The 25632-nt window shown below is 63.2% G+C and carries 28 protein-coding genes and 1 tRNA gene; 16 read left to right on the top strand and 13 right to left on the bottom strand.

All coding sequences use genetic code 11. The features are described 5' to 3' along the window. Positions 1 to 232 precede the first annotated feature (232 nt). Positions 233 to 1285, top strand: coding sequence for a hypothetical protein (locus EN852_RS02110; protein WP_127874722.1), 1053 nt, complete (start codon positions 233 to 235; stop codon positions 1283 to 1285). A 6-nt stretch (positions 1286 to 1291) separates the two neighbouring features. Here EN852_RS02110 and EN852_RS02105 read toward each other — a convergent pair whose 3' ends face one another. From EN852_RS02105 to EN852_RS02090, 4 genes are all read right to left on the bottom strand, one after another. After that, positions 1292 to 1567: an XRE family transcriptional regulator gene (locus EN852_RS02105; RefSeq protein ID WP_127874721.1), complete on the bottom strand. Its 276-nt coding sequence runs from the start codon at positions 1565 to 1567 to the stop codon at positions 1292 to 1294. A gap of 713 nt (positions 1568 to 2280) precedes the next feature. Further along, positions 2281 to 2562 (bottom strand): hypothetical protein, encoded by a 282-nt coding sequence (locus EN852_RS02100; protein ID WP_127864175.1) that lies wholly within the window; start codon positions 2560 to 2562, stop codon positions 2281 to 2283. Between the two features lie 195 nt (positions 2563 to 2757). Then, positions 2758 to 2991, bottom strand: coding sequence for a hypothetical protein (locus EN852_RS02095; RefSeq protein ID WP_127874720.1), 234 nt, complete (start codon positions 2989 to 2991; stop codon positions 2758 to 2760). 297 nt (positions 2992 to 3288) lie between these two features. Beyond that, positions 3289 to 3378 (bottom strand) — tRNA-Ser (locus EN852_RS02090). A 484-nt stretch (positions 3379 to 3862) separates the two neighbouring features. Between EN852_RS02090 and EN852_RS02085 the strand changes: the two genes are divergently transcribed. From EN852_RS02085 to EN852_RS02070, 4 genes are all read left to right on the top strand, one after another. Continuing rightward, positions 3863 to 4603, top strand: a complete 741-nt coding sequence (locus tag EN852_RS02085) for a metallophosphoesterase (protein WP_127874719.1) — start codon at positions 3863 to 3865, stop codon at positions 4601 to 4603. 120 nt (positions 4604 to 4723) lie between these two features. Then, the gene (locus tag EN852_RS02080) at positions 4724 to 6136 is read left to right on the top strand and encodes a bifunctional serine/threonine-protein kinase/universal stress protein (RefSeq protein WP_127874718.1); all 1413 of its coding nucleotides are present in this window, start codon (positions 4724 to 4726) and stop codon (positions 6134 to 6136) included. A gap of 103 nt (positions 6137 to 6239) precedes the next feature. Next, positions 6240 to 6941 carry a DUF2569 family protein gene (locus EN852_RS02075; protein WP_127874717.1) on the top strand — a complete coding sequence of 234 codons (702 nt, stop codon included), beginning with the start codon at positions 6240 to 6242 and terminating at the stop codon, positions 6939 to 6941. A gap of 85 nt (positions 6942 to 7026) precedes the next feature. After that, positions 7027 to 7353: a hypothetical protein gene (locus EN852_RS02070; protein WP_127874716.1), complete on the top strand. Its 327-nt coding sequence runs from the start codon at positions 7027 to 7029 to the stop codon at positions 7351 to 7353. A 34-nt stretch (positions 7354 to 7387) separates the two neighbouring features. Here EN852_RS02070 and EN852_RS02065 read toward each other — a convergent pair whose 3' ends face one another. Beyond that, the gene (locus EN852_RS02065; protein ID WP_127874715.1) at positions 7388 to 7600 is read right to left on the bottom strand and encodes a hypothetical protein; all 213 of its coding nucleotides are present in this window, start codon (positions 7598 to 7600) and stop codon (positions 7388 to 7390) included. Between EN852_RS02065 and EN852_RS02060 the strand changes: the two genes are divergently transcribed. Beyond that, a complete protein-coding gene (locus tag EN852_RS02060; protein ID WP_112126444.1) occupies positions 7601 to 8590 on the top strand; it encodes a BMP family ABC transporter substrate-binding protein in 990 nt (329 codons plus the stop codon). 106 nt (positions 8591 to 8696) lie between these two features. Here EN852_RS02060 and EN852_RS02055 read toward each other — a convergent pair whose 3' ends face one another. Then, positions 8697 to 9104 (bottom strand): hypothetical protein, encoded by a 408-nt coding sequence (locus EN852_RS02055; RefSeq protein WP_127874714.1) that lies wholly within the window; start codon positions 9102 to 9104, stop codon positions 8697 to 8699. Between the two features lie 22 nt (positions 9105 to 9126). Next, a complete protein-coding gene (locus EN852_RS02050; RefSeq protein WP_095817028.1) occupies positions 9127 to 9333 on the bottom strand; it encodes a SlyX family protein in 207 nt (68 codons plus the stop codon). Positions 9334 to 9489: 156 nt separating this feature from the next. Here EN852_RS02050 and EN852_RS02045 point away from each other — a divergent pair, with 156 nt between their 5' ends. Genes EN852_RS02045 through deoA form a run of 6 tightly spaced genes read left to right on the top strand, consistent with a single transcriptional unit; the run spans position 9490 to position 15700 of the window. Beyond that, on the top strand, positions 9490 to 11022 hold the full coding sequence (locus EN852_RS02045; RefSeq protein ID WP_127874713.1) for an ABC transporter ATP-binding protein: 1533 nt from the start codon (positions 9490 to 9492) through the stop codon (positions 11020 to 11022). Next, positions 11019 to 12158 carry an ABC transporter permease gene (locus tag EN852_RS02040; RefSeq protein WP_127874712.1) on the top strand — a complete coding sequence of 380 codons (1140 nt, stop codon included), beginning with the start codon at positions 11019 to 11021 and terminating at the stop codon, positions 12156 to 12158. The genes EN852_RS02045 and EN852_RS02040 overlap by 4 nt, the downstream gene beginning before the upstream one ends. 1 nt (position 12159) lies before the next feature. Then, complete coding sequence (locus EN852_RS02035; RefSeq protein WP_127864184.1) at positions 12160 to 13131, top strand: ABC transporter permease; 972 nt, start codon at positions 12160 to 12162, stop codon at positions 13129 to 13131. Between the two features lie 60 nt (positions 13132 to 13191). Then, positions 13192 to 13584 carry a cytidine deaminase gene (gene cdd, locus EN852_RS02030; RefSeq protein ID WP_127864185.1) on the top strand — a complete coding sequence of 131 codons (393 nt, stop codon included), beginning with the start codon at positions 13192 to 13194 and terminating at the stop codon, positions 13582 to 13584. Next, positions 13581 to 14384 carry a purine-nucleoside phosphorylase gene (locus EN852_RS02025; protein ID WP_127874711.1) on the top strand — a complete coding sequence of 268 codons (804 nt, stop codon included), beginning with the start codon at positions 13581 to 13583 and terminating at the stop codon, positions 14382 to 14384. Before cdd ends, EN852_RS02025 begins: the two co-directional genes overlap by 4 nt. Further along, positions 14384 to 15700 (top strand): thymidine phosphorylase, encoded by a 1317-nt coding sequence (gene deoA, locus EN852_RS02020; RefSeq protein WP_127874710.1) that lies wholly within the window; start codon positions 14384 to 14386, stop codon positions 15698 to 15700. The genes EN852_RS02025 and deoA overlap by 1 nt, the downstream gene beginning before the upstream one ends. Positions 15701 to 15807: 107 nt before the next feature. On the opposite strand, the gene EN852_RS02015 is transcribed toward deoA, so the two are convergent. The 3 genes from EN852_RS02015 to EN852_RS02005 all read right to left on the bottom strand — a co-directional run bounded on the left by EN852_RS02015 (position 15808) and on the right by EN852_RS02005 (position 18254). Next, a complete protein-coding gene (locus tag EN852_RS02015) occupies positions 15808 to 16374 on the bottom strand; it encodes a TIGR02281 family clan AA aspartic protease (protein WP_127874709.1) in 567 nt (188 codons plus the stop codon). A 106-nt stretch (positions 16375 to 16480) separates the two neighbouring features. Next, a complete protein-coding gene (upp, locus tag EN852_RS02010) occupies positions 16481 to 17110 on the bottom strand; it encodes a uracil phosphoribosyltransferase (protein WP_027165262.1) in 630 nt (209 codons plus the stop codon). 169 nt (positions 17111 to 17279) lie between these two features. Next, positions 17280 to 18254 carry an adenosine deaminase gene (locus tag EN852_RS02005; protein ID WP_127874708.1) on the bottom strand — a complete coding sequence of 325 codons (975 nt, stop codon included), beginning with the start codon at positions 18252 to 18254 and terminating at the stop codon, positions 17280 to 17282. A gap of 168 nt (positions 18255 to 18422) precedes the next feature. On the opposite strand from EN852_RS02005, the gene ubiE reads away from it, so the two are divergent. Further along, positions 18423 to 19199, top strand: coding sequence for a bifunctional demethylmenaquinone methyltransferase/2-methoxy-6-polyprenyl-1,4-benzoquinol methylase UbiE (gene ubiE, locus EN852_RS02000; protein WP_127874707.1), 777 nt, complete (start codon positions 18423 to 18425; stop codon positions 19197 to 19199). A gap of 57 nt (positions 19200 to 19256) precedes the next feature. Further along, positions 19257 to 20831, top strand: coding sequence for a 2-polyprenylphenol 6-hydroxylase (gene ubiB / locus EN852_RS01995; RefSeq protein WP_127874706.1), 1575 nt, complete (start codon positions 19257 to 19259; stop codon positions 20829 to 20831). 14 nt (positions 20832 to 20845) lie between these two features. On the opposite strand, the gene EN852_RS01990 is transcribed toward ubiB, so the two are convergent. Continuing rightward, positions 20846 to 21229, bottom strand: coding sequence for a DUF6572 domain-containing protein (locus tag EN852_RS01990; RefSeq protein WP_127874705.1), 384 nt, complete (start codon positions 21227 to 21229; stop codon positions 20846 to 20848). A 117-nt stretch (positions 21230 to 21346) separates the two neighbouring features. Between EN852_RS01990 and coaBC the strand changes: the two genes are divergently transcribed. Further along, on the top strand, positions 21347 to 22819 hold the full coding sequence (gene coaBC, locus EN852_RS01985) for a bifunctional phosphopantothenoylcysteine decarboxylase/phosphopantothenate--cysteine ligase CoaBC (protein ID WP_210238217.1): 1473 nt from the start codon (positions 21347 to 21349) through the stop codon (positions 22817 to 22819). A gap of 5 nt (positions 22820 to 22824) precedes the next feature. Here coaBC and EN852_RS01980 read toward each other — a convergent pair whose 3' ends face one another. Together EN852_RS01980 and EN852_RS01975 are read right to left on the bottom strand one after the other, a co-directional pair. Further along, positions 22825 to 23190 carry a VOC family protein gene (locus EN852_RS01980; protein WP_127864192.1) on the bottom strand — a complete coding sequence of 122 codons (366 nt, stop codon included), beginning with the start codon at positions 23188 to 23190 and terminating at the stop codon, positions 22825 to 22827. 123 nt (positions 23191 to 23313) lie between these two features. Next, positions 23314 to 24639: an aspartate aminotransferase family protein gene (locus tag EN852_RS01975; protein WP_127874704.1), complete on the bottom strand. Its 1326-nt coding sequence runs from the start codon at positions 24637 to 24639 to the stop codon at positions 23314 to 23316. A gap of 96 nt (positions 24640 to 24735) precedes the next feature. Here EN852_RS01975 and EN852_RS01970 point away from each other — a divergent pair, with 96 nt between their 5' ends. Then, complete coding sequence (locus EN852_RS01970; RefSeq protein ID WP_127874703.1) at positions 24736 to 25593, top strand: LysR family transcriptional regulator; 858 nt, start codon at positions 24736 to 24738, stop codon at positions 25591 to 25593. Positions 25594 to 25632 lie beyond the last annotated feature (39 nt).

Raw genomic sequence — 25632 nt, 5'->3', positions numbered from 1 at the left:
CCCAGAGCTAGTGACAAAAACCGACGATGAGCCATGACCCGAAAACGTTTGTTGATGTTACCGAACTGACAATCGGCCACTTTGTTCCTCGAACATCGCGAAGGGTTGCACTGGCGAGGTTGGCTGGCCGAGATGAGCGATCGGCGGCTCGGGGAGCTTGCGCTATCCGCTTCCCTGCGAGTCCGATACAGCAGGATTTCTGAACACAAGTCCGATCGGGGCGTTACAGGAGATGGTCGTCGGTATCCTGCAATTCGGCATCGGAACCCTTGTGGTCTGGTTCACGCTTCGCGATGTCTTTGATACCGTCGTTGTTCCGGGCGAGAGCCGGGCGTCCCTGCGTCTTGCAAGCCGGATGGTTTTCGCCGGCTTGTTCGGGCTGCGGCATACGCGCAGGCCCGGCGCCGCCATTCCGGCGGCCTTCGCGCCTTTCGTGCTGGTAGCGTCCTTCACCGGCTGGATGCTGCTTCTCATTTTCGGTTTCGGGCTGATGGTGGATGCGTTGAGTGCTTGGTACCGGCCCGCGGTCCCGACTTTCTCCCAGGCAGTATTCGTCGCAGGAAGCAGCCTGGTGACGGTCGGCCTTAGCGAAACGGACGCAACCGGTCCTGCCCGTTGGGTCAACATCGCGGCGGGATTTTGCGGCCTGTCCGTCATGACGATGGCCGTCACCTACCTGCTTCAGGTGCAGACCAGCATCGGCAGGCGTGACTCCGGCATCCTCAAGATCACCACCGCGTCAGGCGATCCGCCATCCGCGGTCGCGCTGCTGGAACGCTATGCTTCACTCGGTTGCAAGGATGAGCTGGAGCAGGTGCTCGTAAAGGGCAGGGACTGGTGCGCCGAGGTTCTGCAGAGCCACGCATCGCACCCGTTCCTGATTAATTTCCGATCCCTGGAAACCGGTGCGGGGTGGCCTGCCACGCTCGCCGCGTTGTTGGACCTTGCTGCCGTTCTCGAAGCGATCGATGAGCCCAAGCTGCGCGGCAAGGCTATCCTGCTGCGTGAGGAAGGCACTCACCTTGCAGACGAGCTGAGCAAGTTGCTTCGGCTCGACATCGACCGCCCGACAACCGATAGAGAGGTGCTGCAGCAGGTCCTGGAGCGTGCGGCTAGGGCAGGCTACGGAACGCCAAAGCCGCATGGCTTGGGACGACTGGCATCGCTCAGGGAACGCTATGCCCCAACAGTCGAGGCATTGTCGCGTCATCTGGGCAGTCCGCCTGCGCCCCTTCTGCCGAACGACCGCGGTTTGTCACGCGAGGAACTGGCGCAGTTTCCTTGACCTTGGTCACATTTCGCTGTTGCCGATTATCCCGGCTTCGCCTTCGGCGAGATTGGTGACGTGCGGAGCCTTCGAAGCGTGCAATCGAACGACAGGCTTGCCGGAGCTGTCCTGTCCAAAGAACTCGACGCCGGCGGCCTGCAAAACCTGGCGCATGGCAAGCAGTTTTTCCGCCGAGGGCATCCGGCCCCCGCGCTCGAATTCGCGAATGCTGGCTTCTCTCAAATCGCATTTTGCCCCAGGCCGTACCCGGGGCCAGTTCAACAAGGCCCTGGCTGCCATTACCTGCTCTGGCGTTAGAGGAGCCACCAAACATCTCCGCTGCTTCTTGATCCTGGCTCGAACTGAAAGTTCAAGAACATGTTCCATTGCCCGCAAAAATCGCAGGCAACATGCCCCTCGGACCGCTGCCCCTTGGAACAATGATGATCACCTTTCGTTCGGTTGCGATGAAACAGCTTCTTTCAGATTTCGCGGCAATGGCGCAGCCGGGTTATTGGATTGCCCTCGGTCTTCTCTTCATCCCTTATGGAGTGGGCGCGTTTTTCCTCGTGAGGATTTGCCACTGTATGTAACTGCGCGCGTGATGCGATCATGAGTCCGGACGGTCGACGTTGTTCGGCGGGTTTTCTTTTTGCAACTCGGAACAAGCTGCAGTTTGCCATGTTGAAAAGGTCTGCGACTGTCCCCCTCAAGCGGTCGCAGAATGGTGGAAACACCGGCCCGCGTCCTCGCCGAGGGGCGCGGGTTTCCCTTTTCGGGGTACGCCGGAACCAACCGGGATGGTTGGCGGTTCCTTCCCCTCAAAACCGGAGAACGAGTACATGCTTAGATTTATGATCGCCCTCGGCGCGGTGTATGCTGCCTTCAGACTTGGCAGGGATGTCGGGCGCGGTGAGGCTCGGATGTTGTTCAGTGGCCCGGTGGACTACGAGCGGCGGCCATCAGCACGGAGCCGGGAGGAACTCGGCCTTTGGACAAAGTGAATCGGCATCTTATGGTTGGAGCAAGGCGCCGCCGTATTGTGCCCATAGCCGGTCGCAGTCCCATTTTCTCAGGCTCGGCTTTCCCTGCAATCCGTAGAGGACCATCGCACCGCGAACATCGTAGCCCAGCACTGACGCGTTAGCGACAAATTGGATAGCATGTCCCAAGCTGAGGGTGCTGAACCTGGCTTCGGTTTTGGTGGTGAGATCAATGACACCAAAGATTTCCGCATCCCTCCCTCTGCCGGCCAAAACAGCCGACGAGATCGCATCGTCCACGGCAAGGAGCATAGCAAAGTCCCGTAAGCGCTTCCTAACTTTGGCGCGTGGAATTGGTTCCGCGTCCGGCACGGAATATCGTTTCAGGGAATGAATTGGCGAACCCCGCGATCGAAGACCGCACCGGATAGAAGGCGCTACCGTTGATGCTGCACAAGCAGCGTGGTGGTGAACGCTAACGAACCTCGCTTCTGCGGGTTCTTTCGGTCAATGGGCTGCCTTCTTTTTGGCTGCCGCCTTGGGCTGCCCCGACTTGCCCCTTGAGGCAGCGTCTTTCGAGTGGGCCGACATCGCCGGAGCAGCACCAGTCTTCTTGGCGGCTGACGATCCAGCAGACGCTCTTTTCGGAGCGTCACTCTTCGGCGCAGCTTTTCTTTCACGCGCCTTTTTCGGTTCTTTCTTCGACGAGAAAATGCCGGTGATGCTCTCAATGATGGACATTGGCTGGCCCTCTATTGAAACCGACCAACAATTCCGACCGTCCAGGAATTGTTCCATTGTTGATTCAGTTGCACCTAATGGAACAGAAATCACTCGGCGGGTTTTGGTGGATTGGCAACCAGCGATAGCGCGGGCCTCAGCCGGACCTGATCCGGATAGATCAGGTCCACTGCATACCTTCGGTTTCGGCTTGGCGGATTCTTGACAATTTGTTACGCAGATTAAGGTCGCTTCGATCTTGAAGCACTTCGTGAATAATATAAGTATATGAAATCATTGGTTTATTAGGAAAATAGCTGGCGGAGAGAGCGGGATTCGAACCCGCGTTACGGTTTCCCGTAAACACACTTTCCAGGCGTGCGCCTTCAACCACTCGGCCACCTCTCCGTCCTTGACATCTCGCGCCGGCCGGTTTTGCCGCGCGGGTTGGGGAGATGCTCCCATGGGAAGTCCTTGACGGATATGTGGTGTGCCTTCAACCGGCAGGCAACCCTTCCCTGCGCCGCCAGCCGTCCAGGCAAACAGGCGCGGGGCTCATCTAGTCGATCCGAAAGCGAATGCCAAGCCATAATGGCGTTGCAAAGGCTTTTGGCCGTCGATGGCCCCGAAGGCCGCCTTGACGACGGCCTGCCGCGCGTTCGCGTGACGTATTCGGGCTGACCCCCAAGACCCGTTCGCGCCTAAGCCGCAGCCTGGTTTCGGAGCGCGTGAGAGCCGGACAGCCGATCCGCAGCCAATGTCGTGGAAGTCGACAAGGTAACCGCATTGGCGGGGGATGCTCCGCCGTAAGCTCGCGCACGGGTATTGAGCCGGATCAAATTCCTTGCAGCCGTCGCCTTGCTATGTTGCACGCTTCCCGGGACAAGGTTGAATGCGCATCGCGATCCTGTCTGACATCCATGCCAACCGTGAGGCGTTCGACGCAGTCCTCGGTGTCGTTGGCAAGCGGGCACCGGACCAACTGGTCCTGCTTGGCGATCTGGTCGGCTACGGACCTGATCCTGTCTATGTGGTCGAGAAGGTCGCCGATCTGGTGGAGGGCGGTGCGTTCTGCATCAAGGGCAACCACGATGAAGCGGCGGCTTTGGGCCGGACCGACATGACGGAGAACGCGCGGACCGCCATCGAGTGGACCCGCGAACGGCTCGCCCGGGAGCATCTCGACTTTCTCGCGCAGCTGCCGCTTTCGCTCCGGTCCTCGGACCGGCTCTATGTTCACGCCAGCGCCGAACGGCCGGAAAAATGGCGGTACATACGCGACGTCGACGCGGCGGAACGCTGCCTCTCCTCAAGCGATGCCCGCTTCATCTTCTGTGGCCATAACCACATTCCAGCCATTTACTATGCTTTGCCCGGCAGTCGGCCGGTTCATTTTCGGCCGCTCGACAATGTGGCGGCACCCTTGTCCGAGCTCAGGCGGCACCTTGTCGTCGTCGGGGCGGTCGGCCAGCCGCGTGATGGCAATTCGGCCGCCTGCTTCGCGCTTCTCGACACGGAGCGGCGCGAGGTGACGATGGTGCGCGTTCCCTACGATCATGAAGAAACCGCTCGCAAGATTCAGGCGTCAGGCTTGCCCGGGTGGCTTGGCATGCGCTTGAAGATCGGCCGCTAGAGCGTTTTCACCGTTTCACGGAAACGGCGAACCGCTCTAGCTCCTTGTTTTTACGCAATTCCGGACGGAAAACCGCTCACACTTTTCCTGGAATTGCTCTGGTCAGCCTGGAGGCGATGGATGCAGAAGTTCGAGGCAGGGGCAAGCATCGATGGTTTCGAGCTCGTCGAGCGGCTTCAATCCGGTGGCATGGCGACGCTATGGCGGGCGAGAAATCCGAAATTCGATTTCCCGCTTCTGCTGAAGATCCCATTTCTCGACCCGGGTGGAGATGTTTCCGTCATTCTCGGCTTCGAAGCCGAGGAACTGATCCTCAAACGCCTGTCGGGTCCGCATGTGCCGCGCTTCGCGGCATCCGGCAGCCTGGCGAAGGTTCCCTATATCGCCATGGAGTTCGTCGCCGGCGTCGGTCTGGCGGAACTGACGAACGGCGCCCCACAGCCGCCGGACGAGGTGGCAAGGATCGGCGCTGAGATTGCTAAGGCACTCGCCGCCTTGCACCGCCAGAAGGTCGTCCACCTCGATCTCAAGCCTGAAAACATCATTCTGGCCGAGCGCGGCGCCGTGCTTTTGGACTTCGGCCTCGCCCGCCATGCAGAGCTTCCGGACCTTCTCGGCGAAGAGAGTTCCGTGCCGATGGGTACCGCAGCCTATATGTCGCCGGAACAGGTGCTGGGCGAGCGGTCCGACCCGGCAAGCGATATATTCGCGCTGGGCTGCATCCTCTATCAGCTCGCCACCGGCGAGGAGCCGTTCGGGCGTCCGGCCACCTTCGCGGGAATGAAGCGCAGGCTCTATCATGCGCCCCAGCCGCCGCGAGACATCGACAAGGCCATACCGAGGTGGCTGGAGGCCGTCATTCTGCGTTGCATGGAAGTCGACAGATCAAGGCGCTATGGCGAAGCGGCGCATGTTCTCTCGGATCTCAGGAACCCCGATCAGGTCGTGGTCGCCAGGAAGAGCGCGCCATCGAACGAACGGGGCTGGGGCGCGATCAGAAACCTTTTCCGCCGGACGGATGAGAAGTCGCTGGTGGGCAAGGCGGCCAGCTCCGAGGTCCGCGCCGGACCGCCGATCGTCTTGGCCGCGGTCGACCTTGCCAGCGGAAGCGATGTGCTGGCGGGCGAGGTTCGCAACGAAACCGCGCGTGTCCTTGCGGCACGTCCGGATTCCTGGCTGGCCTGCGTGACGGTGCTGAAGACCGAGATTGTCGGCAAGACACCGGATGTCGATGAATCGGGGCGCCTGGTCTATCTGCAGCGGCTGGTCGCGTTGAAGGACTGGGCGCGCCCGCTGCATCTGCCGGAGGACCGCATAAGCTATCACGTGCTGGAGGCGGTCAGTCCTGCCGACGCGATCCTCAACTATGCCGAGCACAACGATGTCGGGCACATCGTCGTCGGCGCCCGATCCTCTTCGGCAATCCGCCGCCACCTCGGCAGCGTGTCGACCAAGGTGGTGGCGCGAGCCCTTTGCTCGGTATCGGTCGTGCGATTGAAAGCGGTCGAGGAGGAAAGCCGGCTGCGGCCGTGAGGTGGTCGGTGCCCTGCAGACCATCCGAGCTTGACTTCGGCCTTGCCTGCCTGTCGACTGCTTGCAGAATTGCATTGGGCTTTGCGAGGGGCATTGTCCTGACATGGCATCGATCGACCAGCAACCCGCAGGGCGGCCGGACAGCGGGCTTTCCTTCATCCCGGTGGCCTGGCTCGTCATCGTCATGGGTCTGTCGGCCTATGGCCTGATCTCGAACTGGCGGCTGATCGGCGACTTCAGCCTGCCGGATAACGTCCTCTTCCTGATCTATGGCGGCCTCGCCGGCGGCGTCATCACCATTCTGTGGGGGCTGTACCTGCTTGGTCTCGCCTTCAACCGATCCGCCCGTTTCCCGCGCCACTACACGATCTGGCAGATCGCCATCATCATCTGGATCCTGGTGCGCCAGGCCTATGTGCTGCTCGTGTCCGACTTCGTCTTCTCGGCCGAGGGGCTGGGCTTCACCGTCGCCGAGATCGCCATCGGCCTGCTCTGCATCTATCTCCTGCGCAGCGGGGCCGGCGCCGAGACGATCTACGCCAATCCGGAGACCGAGCGGCCGCCGGTCTTCGTCTCGATCCTTGCCGCGCTGCTCGGCATCATCCTTGGCGGCGCGGTCGGCGCCTGCGGCGGGTTCTTTGCCGGTTCGCTGATTGCCGACCTGACCCATATGAGCTGCTTCGAGGGCGCCTGCGGATTCTTCGCGGCATTCGTCGGGCTGGGTGGCCTGATCGTCGGGGCGATCGCCGGTGGCATTTTCGCCATCTGGCGGGTCAACCGGCGCAGACCGGCGCGGGCTCGCTAATTTCATGGATCCGCGATTGCGCGGGAACCACGCACGCTCTATGTCGATGGCGGGGTAGACGGGAGCCTTCCCGGGGAGAGCGTCGATGCTGCGTTTCATCTTTCGGCTGGCAGCCATGGTTGCGCTGTCGATTGCCGTCATCATGGCGGTGATCGACACGACACGCTCGGTCGCCGCTTCCTCGCTGGTGATGACGCCGCTCAACGCAAGCTGGCTGGCGGTTTCGCCGGATACCCGCGCGGCCTTCGAGACTTTCGTGCGCGCCAAGGCAAATCCGCTGGTGTGGGACGGCGCAGTGGCCTGGGTGCTTGCGCAGCCCGGTTTCGCCGTGTTCGCGGTGCTTGCCTTCCTGCTCTACGCCATCGGCTATCGGCGCAAACGCCGGGGCGCCGATTTCGCTCCCAGCCCCTGAGAGCTCTTGTTCCGACGCAATTCCGGACGGAGGCCTACGGCGAAACCGCCGAGCCTGACCGCGCCGGACCGCCGGTAACCGCTTTTTCCAACAGGTCAAAAATCCACGTGAATTTTGTTTCGCGCCGTGCCAGATTGGCCGCGAGCGGGAAGGGCAAACACTTCCTGCCTGGCATCGCAAGCCTGCCGGAGAACCGGGCAGGCAGGCGGTGCAAAACGGAAAAAATAACCGACAGGGTGTGGATCACATGAAACGTATCGTTCTCGGCCTTCTGGCCGCAACCGCAATGGTTCTTCCGGCTTTCGCCGCGGACGTGCAGCCGGCCATCCTCTATGATCTGGGCGGCAAGTTCGACAAATCCTTCAACGAGGCCGCCTATCACGGCGCCGAGAAATTCAAGACCGAGACGGGCGTCGCCTATGTCGAGTTCGAAGTCTCGAATGCCTCGCAGCGCGAGCAGGCGCTGCGCCGCTTCGCCGAGGACGGCCGCAACCCGATCGTCATGGCCGGGTTTGCCTGGGAGGACGCGCTGAAAGCGGTCGCGAAAGATTATCCGGACCTGAACTTCGCCATCATCGACGACGCCGTCGACCTGCCCAACGTCCGCTCACTGGTGTTCAAGGAGAACGAAGGCTCCTACCTCGTCGGCATCCTGGCGGCGATGGCGTCGAAGTCAAAGAAGGTCGGCTTCATCGGCGGCATGGACATCCCGCTGATCCGCAAGTTCGAATGCGGCTATGTCGGCGGCGCCAAGTCGGCGGGTGCTACCGACGTTATCCAGAACATGACCGGCGACACGCCGGCCGCCTGGAACGACCCGGCCAAGGGCGGTGAGATCGCCAAGACGCAGATCGACCAGGGCGCCGACGTGGTCTACGCGGCGGCCGGCGGCACCGGCGTCGGCGTGCTGCAGGCGGCGGCGGATGCCGGCAAGCTCGGCATCGGCGTCGATTCCAACCAGAACGGCCTGCAGCCGGGCAAGGTGCTGACCTCGATGATGAAGCGCGTCGACGTCGCCGTCTACAACGCCTTCATGGACGGCAAGAACGGCACCTTCAAGGGCGGCCTCCAGAATCTCGGCCTCAAGGAAGGCGGCGTCGACTACGCCATGGACGACAACAACAAGGCGCTGGTGACCGACGAGATGAAAGCCGCGGTCGAAAAGGCCAAGGCCGACATCATCGCCGGCAAGATCGAGGTGCACGACTATACCGCTGACAACAAGTGCCCCTATTGATCGGCACATGAAGCAGGATTTGAACCGCCGGGCCAGTGCCCGGCGGTTTCATTTTTGAGAAGGGATGATGCGGCCGACGATCGAAGCCATGGCCGAAGGCGACGTTCTATAGCGTGCCGACGATATAGCCGAGCGCGAACGCTGCCAGCAGGGCGAGCGCAATGACAAAACCAAGCCTGCCGCCAAGCGAATGCAAGCCGACGCCGTAGGGCTTGCGCTCGAGCCGGTGGATCATCACCGGCGGCGGTTCGGCCTCCGGAGCGGCAATGCCGGCGAGCCGCGCCTGCATCTGCGGCAGTTCGGCAAGCCGTTGCGTGACCAGCTCCCAGCGATTGCCGCGTGCCTCGGCTGCCGCGGGATCAAGCGCGCGCAAGCGCTCGGCGAGCCGCAGCACCGTGTCGCGAAAGGCGGGATCGTTCTCGAGGTCGCGTTCGGCGCGAGCGCGTTCCCTGTCGTTCATCAAGCCGAAGACATAGTCGCCGGCCCGGGCGACACGTTCGCTTTCACTGGACATGGCCGTCTTTTCCCATGGCTCCTCACCAATGCGGCGGTTTGGTCACCGGCACGTCGGAGGCGGTCTGCTCCAACTCCAGGAACCGGTCAGTCAAGGCTGCAAGCTTGCGCTCCATACGCTCGATCACCTTCCACTGTTCGGCGATCTGGCCGGACAGTTCCTCGATGGTCTTTTCCTGTTCGGCGGCGCGGATTTCCAGCGTCGTCAGCCGATCGTCAGGCATGGCCATGCAAAACCGGGTCCTTGCGAATGTGAGAACTCTAGCCACGTTCGAAATTGACAAGGGCGCGGGGATTTGTCGAGAGTGAACAGCCGATTGGCATAAGCGGGGCATCATGCTAGGCATTTTGACCAAGCGATAAAAAAACTGAGTGGGACAGGCTGCATGGCGCAAGCCGCAATTGAGCTCATAGGCATCAACAAGAGCTTTGGCGCGGTACGCGCCAACCGCGACATCAACCTGGAGGTCGCGCGCGGCACCATCCACGGCATTGTCGGCGAGAACGGCGCCGGCAAGTCGACGCTGATGTCGATCCTCTACGGCTTCTACCAGGCCGACAGCGGCGAAATCCGCGTCGGCGGCAAGCCTGTTTCGATCCACACGTCCAACGACGCGATCGCGCTCGGCATCGGCATGGTCCACCAGCATTTCATGCTGGTGGACAATTTCACGGTGCTGGAAAATGTCATCCTCGGCGCCGAAAGCGATGCGTTGCTGAAGAGCAGCATAACCAAGGCGCGCTCGGAGCTTGACCGGCTGGAACGCGAATACGGCCTCGAGGTCGATCCCGACGCCGTCATAGAGGAGCTGCCGGTCGGCCTGCAGCAGCGCGTCGAGATCCTCAAGGCGCTCTATCGCGGCGCCGAGATCCTGATCCTCGACGAGCCGACCGGCGTTTTGACGCCGGCCGAGGCCGACCACCTTTTCCGCATCCTCAAGCAATTGAAGGACCAGGGAAAGACGATCGTGCTCATCACGCACAAGCTGCGCGAGATCATGGCGATCACCGACACGGTTTCGGTGATGCGCCAGGGAACCATGGTGGCAACCAGGACGACAAAGGAAACCACAGTCGGTGAATTGGCCGAGCTGATGGTCGGCCGGCGGGTGCTGCTCAGGGTCGAGAAAGGCCAGTCGGAAGCCGGCGCGGTGAAACTGTCGGTGAAGAACCTGACGGTGAAGGACCAGCGCGGCGTCACCATGGTCGACAACGTCTCCTTCGATGTGCGCGGCGGCGAGATCGTCGGCATCGCCGGCGTTGCCGGCAACGGCCAATCGGAACTGCTCGAGGCGATTTCCGGCATCAGGCATGCAATCTCCGGCGAGGTGATGCTCGATGGCAAGCCGATCGACCTCACCGGCAAGGCCGATCCCGGCGAATTGCGCGATCGCGGACTCGCCCACGTGCCGGAGGACCGCCACCATGTCGGGCTGGTTCTCGCCTTCGAGGAGAACGAGAATACCATCCTCGGCTATCACGACGACGAGCGCTATCTGAAAGGCCCGTTCCTCGACGTCGATGCCATCATGGCCGACGCCAAGGATAAGATCGAGAAATACGACATCCGCCCCGCCAATCCGCGGCTGAAGACGGCCAATTTCTCCGGCGGCAACCAGCAGAAGATCGTGCTGGCGCGGGAAATGGAACAGGATCCCGGCGTGCTGATCGTCGGCCAGCCGACGCGCGGCGTCGACGTCGGCGCCATCGAATTCATCCACAAGCGGCTGATCGCCATGCGCGACCAGGGCAAGGCGGTGCTGGTGGTGTCGGTCGAGCTCGACGAGATACGCTCGCTCTCCGACCGTATCCTGGTGATGTTTGCCGGCCGTGTCGTCGGCGAGCGCGGCCCGGACGCGACCGAAGGCGAACTCGGCCTGCTGATGGCCGGTGTCGAGCACCAGGAGGCCGCCGAATGAGCACGCCCTACGCCAAGCTGCCGGCCTGGGCCGATTACGGGCTGATCCCGCTGATCAACCTGTCGGTTGCCTTCATCGTCGCCGGTTTCGTCGTCATGCTGGTCGGCGAGAACCCATTCCGCGCCGCCGTCATCCTGGTCGAAGGCGCCTTCGGCAAGGGCACCGGCATCGCCTTCACGCTGTTCTATGCCACCACCTTCATCTTCACCGGACTGTCGGTGGCGGTGGCGGCGCATTGCAGCCTGTTCAACATCGGCACCGAAGGCCAGGCCTATATAGGCGGCCTCGGCATCGCGCTTGTCTGCCTGAGCTTCGACAGCGTGCTGCCCTGGTGGGTGATCTTTCCGATCGCGATCGTGGCCGCCGCGGCGTTCGGCGCGCTCTGGGGCCTGATCCCGGCCTATCTCCAGGCCAAGCGCGGCTCGCACATCGTCATCACCACCATCATGTTCAACTTCATCGCGGCCTCGACGATGGTCTATCTGCTGGTCGGCGCGCTGAAGCCGGCCGGCTCGCAGGCGCCGCAGACGCGGAATTTCCTTGCCGGCGCGGAACTGCCGAAGCTCAACTGGGTGATCGAATTGTTCGGCGCAAAGATCCGCTCGGCGCCGCTCAACATCTGTTTCCTGCTGGCGCTGGTCATGGCCTTCCTGGTCTGGCTTCTGATCTGGCGCACCCGGCTCGGCTATGAAATGCGCACTTATGGCCACAGCCCGAAGGCGGCGCGCTACGCGGGCATTTCGGAAACCCGCATCATCATCACGGCGATGATGATCTCGGGGGCATTGGCCGGCATGATGGCGCTCAACCCCGTCATGGGCGATCAGCACAATGTCGCGATCGATTTCGTGTCCGGCGCCGGCTATGTCGGCATCGCGGTCGCGCTGATGGGCCGGCTGCATCCGGTCGGCATCGTGCTGGCGGCCATCCTGTTCGGCATGCTCTACCAGGGCGGCGCCGAGCTTGCCTTCGAGATGCCGGCGATCAGCCGCGACATGATCGTCATCATCCAGGGGCTGGTCATCCTGTTTGCCGGCGCGCTGGAGCATATGTTCAGGCCTTACATCCAGGCGCTTTTCGCCTCAGTCAGTCCGAAGTCGGTCGGCATGCAGGCGGTCAAGGGGACGGGGGCCTGAGATGGATATGTTCAACGCAATCGTCCAGGTGCTGGACTCGACCATCCGCCTTTCGGTGCCGCTGCTGCTCGCCTGCCTGGCGGGCCTTTATTCCGAACGGGCCGGCATCTTCGACATCGGGCTGGAAGGCAAGATGCTGGTCGGCGCCTTTGCCGGGGCTTCCGCTGCCGCCGTCTTCCATTCGGCGCTGATCGGCCTCGGCACGGCGATCCTGATCTCGGTCGCCTTCGCCCTGGTGCATGGCTTCGCTTCGATCACGCATCGCGGCAACCAGATCGTCTCCGGCGTCGCCATCAACTTCATCGCCGCCGGATCGACCATCATCCTCGGCCAGGCCTGGTTCCAGCAGGGCGGGCGCACGCCGGCGCTGCAGCCGGGCGAACGTTTCGAGGCGATCACCTGGCCCGGCGCCGAGGCGATCAGGGATGTGCCGATCATAGGCCCGATCTATGCCGAGCTGATTTCCGGCCACTCGATCCTGGTCTATTTCGCCTTCGCCATGGTGCCGTTCACCTGGTGGGTTCTGTTTCGCACCCGCTTCGGGCTGAGGATGCGTGCCGTGGGCGAGAATCCGGCCGCCGTCGACACCGCCGGCATCTCGGTCGCCTGGCTGCGCTATCGCGCGCTGATCTGCACCGGTATCCTGACCGGCGTTGCCGGGGCTTATCTGTCGATGGTCCAGAATGGCGGCTTCGTGAAGGACATGACGGCGGGCAAGGGCTATATCGCGCTGGCAGCGCTCATCTTCGCCAAGTGGAAGCCGGTCAACGCCATGTTCGCCTGCCTGCTGTTCGGCTTCCTCGACGCGGCCTCGATCCGCTTGCAGGGTTCGCCGCTGCCCCTTGTCGGCAAGGTGCCGGCGCAGTTCATGCAGGCGCTGCCCTATGTGCTGACCGTCATCCTGCTCGCCGGCTTCATCGGCAAGGCCATCCCGCCGCGCGCCGGCGGCGTGCCTTACGTCAAGGAACGCTGAGGCTGGATTTTCGTCCGCCGCGGCCGGCATTTGAACAAGATCGTGGGAGAGAAGAACCGTATGTCGCATGATCTGTTCGAGGCGGCGAAGACGGCGATGGCCAAAGCCTATGCGCCCTATTCGAAATTCCCGGTGGGTGCCGCACTTCGCACCGAGGACGGGCGTGTCTTCACCGGCGCCAACATCGAGGTGGCGTCCTATCCGGAAGGCTGGTGCGCCGAGACGACGGCGCTCGGCCACTACATCATGGGCGGCGGCGGCAGGATCGTCGAGATCGCGGTGATCGCCGAACGCATGGCCAAATGCCCGCCCTGCGGCGGCTGCCGGCAGCGGCTGGCGGAATTCTGCCGGCCTGATACGAAGCTCTATCTCTGCGACGACACCGGCGTGGCCGAGACGGTCACCATGGGCGACATGCTGCCCTACGGCTTCAGGGGCGATATGTTGAAATGATGGAAGCGCTGGATCATCTGGTCGAGAAGTTGGACGGGCTGGCGCCCACTGCGGCGCTCGTGCTGGGCTCGGGCCTCGGCGGGCTGGTCGACCAGGTCAAGGATGCCAGGCGTATCTCCTATGCCGAGCTGCCGGGTTTTCCGCGCAGCGGTGTCTCAGGCCATGCCGGCGAGGTGGTTGCCGGGCATTTCGCCGGCACGCCGGTGCTGATGTTGTCCGGCCGCGCGCATTATTACGAGCATGGCAACGCAGCCGCCATGCGCCCGGCACTCGAGGTGCTTGCCGGCATCGGCATTTCGCATCTGATCCTCACCAATGCCGCCGGCTCGGTCGATCCCGAGATGGGACCGGGCTCGGTGATGCTGATCACCGACCACATCAATTTCTCCGGCTCCAACCCGTTGATCGGCGAGCCGAGCGACCGCCGCTTCGTCGGCCTCACCGAGGCCTATGATGCCGGCCTGCGCGGCGCGATCGAAAAGGCGGCGAAGGCGACCGGCACGGCGCTGCATCAGGGCGTCTATATGTGGTTCTCCGGACCGTGCTTCGAGACGCCGGCCGAGATCCGCATGGCGCGCGTCATGGGCGCCAACGCGGTCGGCATGTCGACCGTGCCGGAAGTCATCCTCGCCCGCTTCCTCGGCCTCAAGGTCGCCGCCTGCTCGGTGATCACCAACCTGGCGGCGGGGATGACGGGAGCGGAGCTCTCGCACCAGGAAACCAAGGACATGGCGCCGATCGGCGGCGCGCGGCTGGCGACGATCCTGCGGCGCGTCTTCCAGGACGGCTTGCCCGACTGATGCTGCCGCAGGAGATCATCCGCCGCAAGCGCGACGGCCACAGGCTCTCGACCGACGAGATCGCGGGTTTCGTCAAAGGGCTGACGGCCGGCACCCTCTCCGAGGGCCAAGTCGGCGCTTTCGCAATGGCCGTGTTCCTCAACGGCATGAGCCGCGAGGAAGCGGTGGCACTGACGATCGCCATGCGCGATTCAGGCGACGTGCTCGACTGGTCCGACCTGCCCGGCCCGGTCACCGACAAGCATTCGACCGGCGGCGTCGGCGACAACGTCTCGCTGATGCTGGCGCCGATCGTCGCCGCCTGCGGCGCCTATGTGCCGATGATCTCCGGCCGCGGCCTCGGCCACACCGGCGGCACGCTGGACAAGATGGATGCCATCCCGGGCTATGCCAGCCAGCCGGATGTGGCGCATTTGCGCAAGACGGTGCTTGAAACGGGATGCGCCATCATTGGCCAGACCGCCGATCTGGCGCCCGCCGACCGCAGGCTCTACGCGATCCGCGACGTGACGGGCACGGTCGAATCGGTCCCGCTGATCACCGCTTCGATCCTGTCGAAGAAGCTTGCCGCAGGCTTGGGCTCGCTGGTGCTCGACGTCAAGGTCGGCAATGGCGCCTTCATGGAAAAGTCGCGCGATGCCGTCGCCCTGGCCAACAGCCTGGTCGAGGTCGCCAAAGGCGCCGGCCTGAACGCTTCCGCGCTGGTGACGGGCATGAACGAACCGCTGGCTTCGGCTGCCGGCAACGCGGTCGAAGTGAAGAACGCGGTCGATTTCCTCACCGGCCGCTATCGCGACCGCCGGCTGGAGGATGTGACGCTGGCGCTGGCGGCCGAAATGCTGCAGTCGGCGGGGCTGGTTTCGTCGCAGCAAGATGGTCTCAGGCGCGCCACCGAGGCGCTTGCCGGGGGGCGTGCAGCAGCCGTCTTCGCGCGAATGGTGGCGGTGCTTGGCGGACCGGCCGATTTCATCGAGAAACCGGAAAAATATTTGCCGGCGGCGCCGGTCGAACTGGCCGTGAAAGCGGAACAGGCCGGCTTTGTGACCGGAATCGCCACGCGCGATATCGGGCTTGCCGTCGTGACGCTTGGCGGCGGGCGTTCCCGTCCGGATGACAAGATCGATCATGCGGTTGGTCTGACCCGACTGTTGCCGGTCGGCGCGGAGTTGCGCCCGGCGGAGGCGCTGGCGCTGGTCCATGCCCGCACCGACGCGGAGGCCGAGGCGGCAGCCGCGGCCGTGCGTGCTGCTTACACGATCGGGAGTTCCAAGCCACCCGCCGAAAAGACAGTGCTCAGGCGAATATTGCCCCGATAGAGCAGGTCACCGTTTCCCGGAAACGGTGACCTGCTCTATCTGTTTTGTTATGACGCAATTCCGGACGGAAAACCGCTGCACACTTTTCCTGGAATTGCTTATGACGCTTACTGGACGAGCAGCAACGCGCCGTCCTGGACCTGGTATTTCTGCAGCCGCTGCAGGAAGCTCATACCGATCAGGTTGGTCTGCAGCGCCCGGTCATCGAGCACCACCGCCTGGACGTTGTCGACCGAGATCTTGCCGATCTGCAGGCGGTCGACCGTCACGACGGCGGCCTTGATCGCTCCATTGGCGGTGTTCACCTGTTGATTGAAATCTGACGGGTTGAGCGAGATGCCGATCCTGCGCGCGGTCGAACTGTTGATGGCGACCAGTGTCGCGCCGGTGTCGATCAAGCCGTCGATCTGCCGGCCATTGAGCTTGAACTGCGATGTGAAATGGCCGCGTCCATCGGCATTGACCAGCACCTGCCGGCCAAGCGGCATCGGCGTAGCCGGCTTGGCCGGGACCGAGACGAGATTGACCTGGGGCTCGGCCTTCGCCGCCGCCGGCTGCGCGGCATCGGTCGATTTCAGCAGGCCGTCCACCAGGTGCGGATTGGCCTGAAAGACGATCGGAATCGACGCCGAGGTTCCGGCAAAGATGCCGAGGATGAGAAGCTTGCGCAGCATGGATGCCCCTTAGGTCAAGGCCACATCCTAACGCCGACATGGTGTTTTCCGCTTTAACCTGCGCCGGAACCGCGCGGTTGTGTAAACGCGCGGTTAACCGATGCGCTCATTTTGTCCCGTACATGCGGTCGCCGGCGTCGCCAAGGCCAGGCATGATGTAGCCCTTGTCGTTCAGCTGGCGGTCGATCGAGGCGGTGAAGATCGGCACATCCGGATGCGCCTTGGTGAAGCGCTCGATGCCTTCCGGGGCGGCGAGCAGGCACAGGAAGCGGATGTTGGTGGCGCCGCGTCCCTTCAGTTTGTCGATCGCGGCGATCGCCGAATTGGCGGTCGCCAGCATCGGATCGACGACGATCACCAGGCGGTCGGCAAGATCGCTCGGCGCCTTGAAGAAATATTCGACCGCTTCCAGGGTCTCATGGTCGCGGTAGAGGCCGATATGGGCGACGCGCGCGGCCGGCACCAGGTCGAGCAGGCCTTCGAGCAGGCCGTTGCCGGCGCGCAGCACCGAGGCGAAGACCAGCTTCTTGCCTTCCAGCGTCGGCGCCTCCATCTCCTCGATCGGCGTCTCGATCATAGTGGTCGTCAGTTCGAGGTTGCGGGTCACCTCATAGCCGAGCAGCAGCGAGATCTCGCGCAGCAGCCGCCGGAAGCCGGCCGTCGAGGTCTCCTTCTTGCGCATGATGGTCAGCTTGTGCTGGACAAGGGGGTGGTCGACGACGGTGACGCCCTGCATGATGTGCTCCGACTGGTTCGCAGTGGGTGGTGGTCAGTAGTGAGTAGAGAATAGTGAGCCGATTTGCGAGTCCTCGCCTCGGGGAAAGCTCCGGCCTTCAACCGCTCTATGCGCGTTCAGCCAAATCCCATAACTACTGACTGCTGACTACCGACTACTCCCTACTCACTCACCGCACCTTTGCGTCCAATCGGCTGAGCAGCATCGCCTTGGTCTTTCTGTCCACGAATGCCGCCTCGATGGTCGTCCTCGTGATCCCGGTAAGCGCCTTGTCATCCATGCGGAAATGCTCGGCTGCGATATCGTATTCGCGCTTCAGCGAGGTCCAGAAATAGGGCGGATCGTCGGAGTTGAGCGTCACCTTGCAGCCCGCCGCGCGCAGCGCCGGAAAGGGATGGTCGGCGAAGCTGTCGAACACTTTCAGCGCGATGTTGGAGCCCGGGCAGCATTCCAGCACCACGCCTTCGGCGGCGATGCGGCGGACGAGGTCCGGGTTCTCGATGGCGCGCACGCCATGGCCGATGCGCGACGGGCGGATGTGGTCGAGGGCCGCCTTGACGCTTTCCCAGCCCATCAGCTCGCCGGCATGGATGGTGATGCCGAGACCCGCCTCGCGCGCGATCTCGAAGGCGCGCACATAGTCTTCGAAGTCACCGATGCGCTCGTCGCCAGCGACGCCGAAACCGGTCACCAGCGGATGGCCGCAGCGCGCCGCGAAACGCGCCGCCTGTTCGATCGCCTCGACCCCGACATGGCGCACGCCGGTGACGATCATGCGGCCTTCGATCCCTGTCTTGGCCTTGGCGCGGGCCATGCCTTCGCCCAGCGCGTCGGTATAGGCTTTTGGCGAGAGGCCAGCCTTTATCGCATGGTCCGGCGAGGTGAAGACCTCGGAATAGATGGCGCCGTCGCGGGCGAGGCTGGTCAGATAATAGTCGGCGAGGCGAGCATAATCGTCTTCCGTGCGAAACAGGTCGGAAGCGAAATCATAAGCAGCGAGAAACGAGGTGAAATCGTGCCAGACGAAGGAGCCGTTCTGGATATAGGGCGAAGGGTCCTTGCCATATTTGCGGGCCTGGCTGACGACAAGCTCCGGTGCCGCCGCCCCTTCGATGTGGCAGTGCAACTCGGCCTTCAAAATCATGCGGTCATTCCGCCCGGCATGCTGTTCTCGCACGGAATCTGGTCGGAAAATCATGCGGGACCTTTCTCGACCGGGTTTTGCAAGCGCGGCCGAAAACCGCGCCTTGGACAATAGCGTCGGCACCATCGATCGGCTATGGTCCCGCCGGTTTTATGACGGATCAAAATAATGTCAGTTGAGAGAACCACGGCCGCGGGCGGCATGGAAACCTCCTATGGTTTCAGGAAGGTCGGGGCAGGCGAGAAGCAGCCCCTGGTCAACGACGTCTTCCACAAGGTGGCCAATCGATACGACCTGATGAACGATCTGATGTCGGCCGGGTTGCATCGCTTGTGGAAGGACGCGATGGTCGCCTGGCTGAACCCGCCGAAGCGGCCGGGCTGGAAGGTGCTCGATGTCGCCGGCGGCACCGGGGATATCGCCTTCCGCATCGTCGAGGCCAGCCAGCGCCAGGCCCACGCCACGGTGCTCGACATCAACGGTTCCATGCTTTCCGTCGGCCGCGACCGCGCCGAGAAGCTGGGCCTTGCGGCAAACACCGACTTCGTGGAGGCCAACGCCGAAGAGCTTCCTTTCGGGGACGACAGCTTCGATGCCTATACGATCGCATTCGGCATCCGTAACGTGCCGCGCATCGAGGTGGCGCTTGCCGAAGCCTATCGCGTGCTGAAGCGCGGCGGGCGGTTTCTGTGCCTTGAATTCTCGGAGGTCGAGATGCCGCTGCTCGACAAGGCCTATGAGGCCTGGTCGTTCAACGCAATCCCCAGGATCGGCAAGGTGGTGACCGGCGACGGCGAGCCCTATTCCTACCTCGTCGAATCCATCCGCAAGTTCCCCAACCAGCAGAATTTCGCGGCGATGATCGCGCGCGCCGGCTTCGATCGCGTCACCTTCCGCAACTATTCAGGCGGCATCGCCGCCCTTTATTCCGGCTGGAAGCTTTGAGGCCGGACCTTTGAAGCAGGCCCCCTTGAAACAGGCCCTCTTGAATCGGGTTGGCCAATGAGCAGCGTCGGCGCCGCCTTCAGGCTCGCCAGGGCCGGCTGGGTGCTGGTCCGCGAGGGTGTCGTCGCGGCGTTGCCGGGCGAAGAGCTTTCCGGCATGCCGAAATTCGGCTGGAGCGTGGCGCGGCTTTTCACCCGCCGCCGGGCGCTGAGCTATCAGCGCGGCGACAGGCTGGCGCGCGCGGTGGTGCGGCTCGGACCCTCCTATGTCAAGCTCGGCCAGTTCCTGGCGACGCGACCCGATGTCGTCGGCAACGACATGGCGCTCGACCTCGCGCTATTGCAGGACAAGATGCACACCTTTCCGAAGGCCGAAGCGGTGCACGCGATCGAGGCCTCGCTCGGACGCAGGATCGATGACCTTTATGCCAGCTTCGGTGAGCCGGTGGCGGCGGCCTCGATCGCGCAGGTGCACAGCGCCGAGGTCTTGCGCGAGGGCACTGCTTCGCGCGTCGCGGTGAAGGTCATCCGGCCCGGCGTGCGGCACCGCTTCTTCCAGGACCTCGAAAGCTACTTTCTCGCCGCCCACCTGCAGGAGAAATACATTCCATCGTCGCGTCGGCTGCGCCCGATCGAGGTGACGCAGACGCTGGCGCAGACCACCAGAATCGAGATGGATCTGAGGCTAGAGGCGGCCGCGCTTTCGGAACTCGGCGAGAACACCAAGGACGATCCGGGATTCCGCGTGCCCGCGGTCGACTGGGAACGGACCGGTCGCGACGTGCTCACCATGGAGTGGATCGACGGTGTCAAGATGAACGACATCGCCGGCCTCGCCGCCGCCGGGCACGACCTCAAGGCGATCGCTGCCAACCTCATCCAGTCGTTCCTCAGGCACACGCTGCGTGACGGTTTCTTCCATGCCGACATGCATCCGGGAAACCTGTTCGTCGAGGCAAACGGCACCATTGTCGCCGTCGATCTCGGCATTGCCGGGCGGCTCGGCAAGAAGGAGCGGCGCTTCCTGGCGGAAATCCTCTACGGCTTCATCGTGCGCGACTATCAGCGCGTCGCCGAAGTGCATTTCGAGGCGGGCTATGTGCCGCGCCAGCACAATGTCTCGGCCTTCGCGCAGGCGATCCGTGCCATCGGCGAGCCGATCCACGGCCAGTCGGCCGACACCATTTCGATGGCGAAGCTTTTGACGCTTCTCTTCGAGGTCACCGAGCTGTTCGACATGGCAACGCGACCAGAACTGATCCTGCTGCAGAAGACCATGGTGGTGGTCGAGGGCGTCGCGCGCACGCTCGATCCGGCCTTCAACATGTGGAAGACCTCGGAGCCGGTGGTTGGCGACTGGATCGCCGGGAATCTCGGTCCGCGCGGGTTGCTCACCGATGCGCGCGATGGCGCCAAGGCGCTGCTGGCACTGGCGCGCCAGGCGCCGGACCTTGCGGCCCGCACCGACCGGCTGTCGCGCGAGATCGACCTGATGGCGGAGAACGGCTTGCGCTTCGATGAAGCGACCGCGCGCGCTATCGGCAAGGCCGAAGCACGTCACACCCGCTCCGGCCGCGTGGCGCTGTGGGTAATCGCGCTGACTCTGATCTATGTCGCGTGGAAACTGCTGTGACCGCGGGAAGGGTCTCAGTTTGAAATTTCACCGCAGCTGGGATCTTTCCGATACTCCGAAGCCATCCCGTAACGGAAGCGGATGCCGTGTGTAGCGAGCCTCTTTGATATTCCAAACAAAATAGGCTCAGCAGTTAGAGCGGGCTGAAAGCGGAATCGAAGCACAATCGAAACCTTGTCTAGCGGGGTTGCGGGATATCCCTGGCGAAATCGATCGCTTGTTGCGATCTGCATGTAGGAGTCCACCCTCGCCGATATGATTTCGAGATGCGCAGCTATCATCTCGTCATCTGTCCAAGGCAACGTATCAGTGATGACGAACCGCAGACCATTGTTTCCCAAACGAACTTCCAAATCGTTCGAAAATTCATCCCTGATGGCAAAACTCTCGTTATTCATTATCCTTCAATCGTATTTGTGAGGCACCCGAGACGATACCTAACCGCCATGCGGCTTGCCGCCATTTGATTGCATTGCTATCATTGCAGGCGCGTTTCTGAAAGCGAGTGCAATCACATGGCCAGCATCACGATCCGAAATCTCGATGATGAGGTCAAGGATCTGCTTCGGCAGCTCGCCGCCGAAAACGGCTGCTCGATGGAAGAGCAGGCGCGGGCGATGATCCGCGCCGCGGTCGAGGGCCGGGCGGGGCAGGCCGACCGCATCGGCCAGATCGAGGAGAAGCTGCGCGCGCTGACAGGCTCACACGAGCAGGCGGTGCAGGCTGTCGCCACGTCCGGTAAGCCGGTCCCGCGCGGCTCACTCTCCGGCAAGCGCATCCTGCTGATCATCGGCGGCGGCATCGCCGCCTACAAATCGCTCGACTTGATCCGGCGGCTGCGTGAGCGCGGCGCTTCCGTGCGGGTGGTCATGACATCGGCCGCGCAGGAATTCGTAACCACTTTGTCGGTCGGCGCGCTTTCGGCCGACCACGTCTTCACCGAGCTGTTCGACCGCAAGGACGAGCACGATGTCGGCCATATCAGGCTATCGCGCGAGGCCGACCTGCTGGTGGTGGCGCCGGCGACCGCCGACCTCATGGCGAAGCTTGCCAACGGCCATGCCAACGACCTTGCCTCGACGTTGCTTCTCGCCACCGACAAGAAGGTGGTGATGGCGCCGGCGATGAATCCGAAAATGTGGGCGCATCCGGCAGCGCGGCGCAACCGGGCAACCTTGCAGAAGGACGGCATCGCCTTTGTCGGCCCCGGCAAGGGCGAGATGGCGGAAAGCAACGAAGCGGGCGAGGGGCGCATGGCCGAACCGCTGGAGATCGTCGCCGCGATCGAGGCGATGCTCGACGAGAAGCCGAAGCCGCTTGGCGGCCGCAGGGTCATCGTCACCTCGGGGCCGACGCATGAGCCGATCGATCCGGTGCGCTACATCGCCAACCGCTCGTCCGGCAAGCAGGGCCATGCCATCGCGGCCGCGCTGGCGAAGCTCGGCGCCGATGTGCGGCTGGTTTCCGGTCCGGTGAACATCCCCGATCCCACCGGCGTCGCGACCACGCATGTCGAAACGGCCGCCCAGATGAAGCAAGCGGTCGAGAGCTTGCTGCCGGCGGATGCCGCCATATTCGTCGCCGCGGTCGCCGACTGGCGCACGGCCAGTGCCGCCGGCGAGAAGATCAAGAAGGTGGCGGGCGAGGGACCGCCGTCGCTCAAGATGGTCGAGAACCCGGATATCCTTGCCGGCATCGGCCATCACAGCCAGCGGCCGGGCCTCGTCGTCGGCTTCGCCGCCGAGACGCAGGATTTGATCGCCAATGCCGAAGCCAAGCTCAAGAAAAAGGGCGCCGACTTCATCGTCGCCAACGACGTCTCGCATGAAAGCGGCATCGGGCCGTCCGGTGTGATGGGCGGCGACCGCAACAAGGTGCGCATCGTCTCCAGGACCGGCGTCGAGGAATGGCCGGAGATGGGCAAGGAGGAGGTTGCGGCGCGGCTCGCCGCGCTGATTGCCGAGCGGCTTCAGGCTATCGTCGTCTGAGCAGCTCAGCCTTCCTCGAAGAGTTCGATGCAATTGCCGGAAGGATCCTGGATGACGAGCTGCGAACCGCCGGGGCCGGTCCTCAAGGGCACTCGTATCTTGCAGCCGGCAGCCTCGATCGCGGGCAAGCGGGATTTCAGATCCTCGGTGATCAGGACGATCCGGTTCCAGCCCCCGGCCGAAGGCGTCTCGCCCTCGGCGGTCGGCTGCGCTGCCGACGAGCGGGGACCGGCGAGCCACAATGTCAGCGATCCGTGCCTGACGATGGCCATCGCGGGTCCATATTGCGCTATGAGCTCGAACTCCAGGACATCCTTGTAGAAGGCAATCGCTTCCTGAACATCATGGACGAAGTACCGTACGGCCGACATCGGTTATCCTCACTGCGGGGTTTTTCCACACAGTAGCCAATCCGCATGCGAGCGGCAGCATCTAGTTGTTAAAAAACGGCGTGGATGGGGCTCGCCTGGATGCCGACGCCATCCCCAATAGCCTTATTCGGCGGCGATACCTGGACGGTTCGTGTTCACGGTGGCTTCGATCGCCTCAGCAATGATCTTCAGCCCCAGGTCCAAGTCCTCTTCGGAAATCGTCAGCGGCGGCGCGATGCGGAAGACGCCGCCCATGCCAGGGAGCTTGACGATGTTCATGCTCAGCCCGCGCCGAAATGCTTCCACGGCAATGGCGGCGCCAAGCTGGTGATCGGGAACCCTGCCGTCCTTGACGATCTCGACACCGAGCAGGAGGCCACGGCCGCGCACGTCGCCGACGCAGTCGTAACGCTGCTTAAGTCGCGAGAGGCCATCGAACAATCGCGCGCCGAGATGGCGGGCGCGCTCGACCAGCTTTTCCTCCGCCACCACGTCGAGCACGGCGAGGCCGACGGCCGCCGGCAGCGGATCAGAGACGTGGGTGGTGTAGAACAGGAAGCCTTTCGCATGCGCTTCCTCCTCGATCTCGGCCGTCGTCATGACGGCCGATAGTGGCAGGCCGGCGCCGATCGTCTTGGAAAGCGTCAGGATGTCCGGGGTGACGCCGTCCCGCTGGAAGGCGAACATATGCCCGGTGCGGCCGATGCCGGTCTGCGCCTCGTCAAGGATCAAAAGCATGCCGCGCTCGCGGCACTTCTTTTGCAGCGCCGCCAGATAGCCTTGCGGCAATTCCAATATGCCGCCGCTCGACAGGATCGGTTCGGCGACGAAAGCGGCCAGATTGCCCGTCGACTGGCTGTCCACCAGATCGAAAGCATCATCGAGCTCGGTCTGCCAATCCAGCGAGCCGTCGGCCTGCTTGAAACGCGGCCGAAAACTGTTCGGCGCGGGGATTGCGAGCGAGCCGACGGCGGCCGGGCCGTAGCCCTTGCGGCCGGCGCTGTAGGTCGCCGATGCGGCGACACCGGTCATGCCGTGCCAGCTCTTCGAAAAGGCGACAATCTCATGCTTGCCGGTGACCAGCTTGGCCATGCGGATCGCGGCTTCGTTCGATTCCGCGCCGGTCGACAGGAGCAGCACCCGGTCGAGCCCCGGCGCCAGCGCCGCCAGCCGCTCGGCGAGTTCGACCACCGGACGGGACAGCATGCCGCTGAACAGGTGCGCCACCTGCCCGACCTGGCGGCTCACCGTGGAGACGATGCGGGGATGGGAATGGCCGAGCAGCGCGCTCATCTGGCCGGAGGTGAAATCGAGGATCGGCCGGTCATCGGCGTCGTAGACGAACGATCCCGCCGCGCGCTCGATGATCGCCGGCTCGAAACTCCCACCATACCGGATGAGATGCTTTTGCGCCGCATTCCAAAAACCATGATCCTGGTTCTTCGACATCGTTCCAGCTCCACCGCATCGATTGGCAACAAATAGCGGTTGGCGTGTGTGCAGTAAAATTGATAGTGGTCAAATCCGGATATCAATGGATTTGATATGCAGGCTCCGCTCGATCTCAAGCTCTTGTCGACATTCGTGCGTGCGGCGCATTCCGGCACGCTGAGCGCAGTGGCGGTGCAGGTCGGGCGCACGCAATCGGCCGTGACCATGCAGATCCAGCGGCTGGAGGAAGCGCTTGGCCAAAGCCTTTTTCATCGCAGCGGCAGCGGCGTGCGGCTTACCGGCAGCGGCGAACGATTTCTGGCCTATGCCGAGCGTATCCTCAAAATCCACGACGAGGCGATCTCGGCCTTTTCCGACAAGGGGCTGCACGGCTCGATCATCTTCGGTAGCCCCGAGGATTATCTGAGCGCGTTCTTTCCGGCGCTCTTGAAGAGTTTCGGCACGGTGTATCCCGATGTCGAGATCAAGGTGGTCTCGGCGCCGACGGTCGAACTGCGCACGCTCATCAATGCGCGTCAGGTCGATCTGGCGCTCGTTTCCACGCCCAATCCAAGCGATGCGCCGGATGTGGTGCGCAGGGAGTCCCTGGTCTGGGTCGGCAGCCGGCCAACCCTGGAACTCTACGATTTCGGCGACACCGTTCCGCTCGCCCTGGCCGCGTCGAACGCGATCGACCACAAGGGCGCCTGCGAGGCCATGACCCGCGCCGGGCTGCGCTACAAGATAGCCTATGCCTCAAACAGCCTTGCCGGGCTGATCGCCGTGGCCCGATCAGGCCTGGCGATCAGCGTGATGGCCGAGGGCGCGGTGCCGCCCGATCTCCATATTCTCGGCGCTCCGCTTCCTCCGCTGCCCGGGCTCGGCATTGTGATCGTTTTCGCCGACGCGGAACGATCGCCCGCGGCCACGGCCTTTGCCGATCATATCTGCAACGTTCTGCCGTCGCTTTGAGGGTCTGCTGGCTTGCGGCTTCTGGATCAGCTTGTGGCC

Source organism: Mesorhizobium sp. M2E.F.Ca.ET.209.01.1.1, from assembly GCF_004010375.2.
GTDB lineage: Bacteria > Pseudomonadota > Alphaproteobacteria > Rhizobiales > Rhizobiaceae > Mesorhizobium.
The sequence above is the reverse complement of the archived record's forward strand: the minus strand, read 5'-3'. Positions and strand labels throughout refer to the sequence as shown.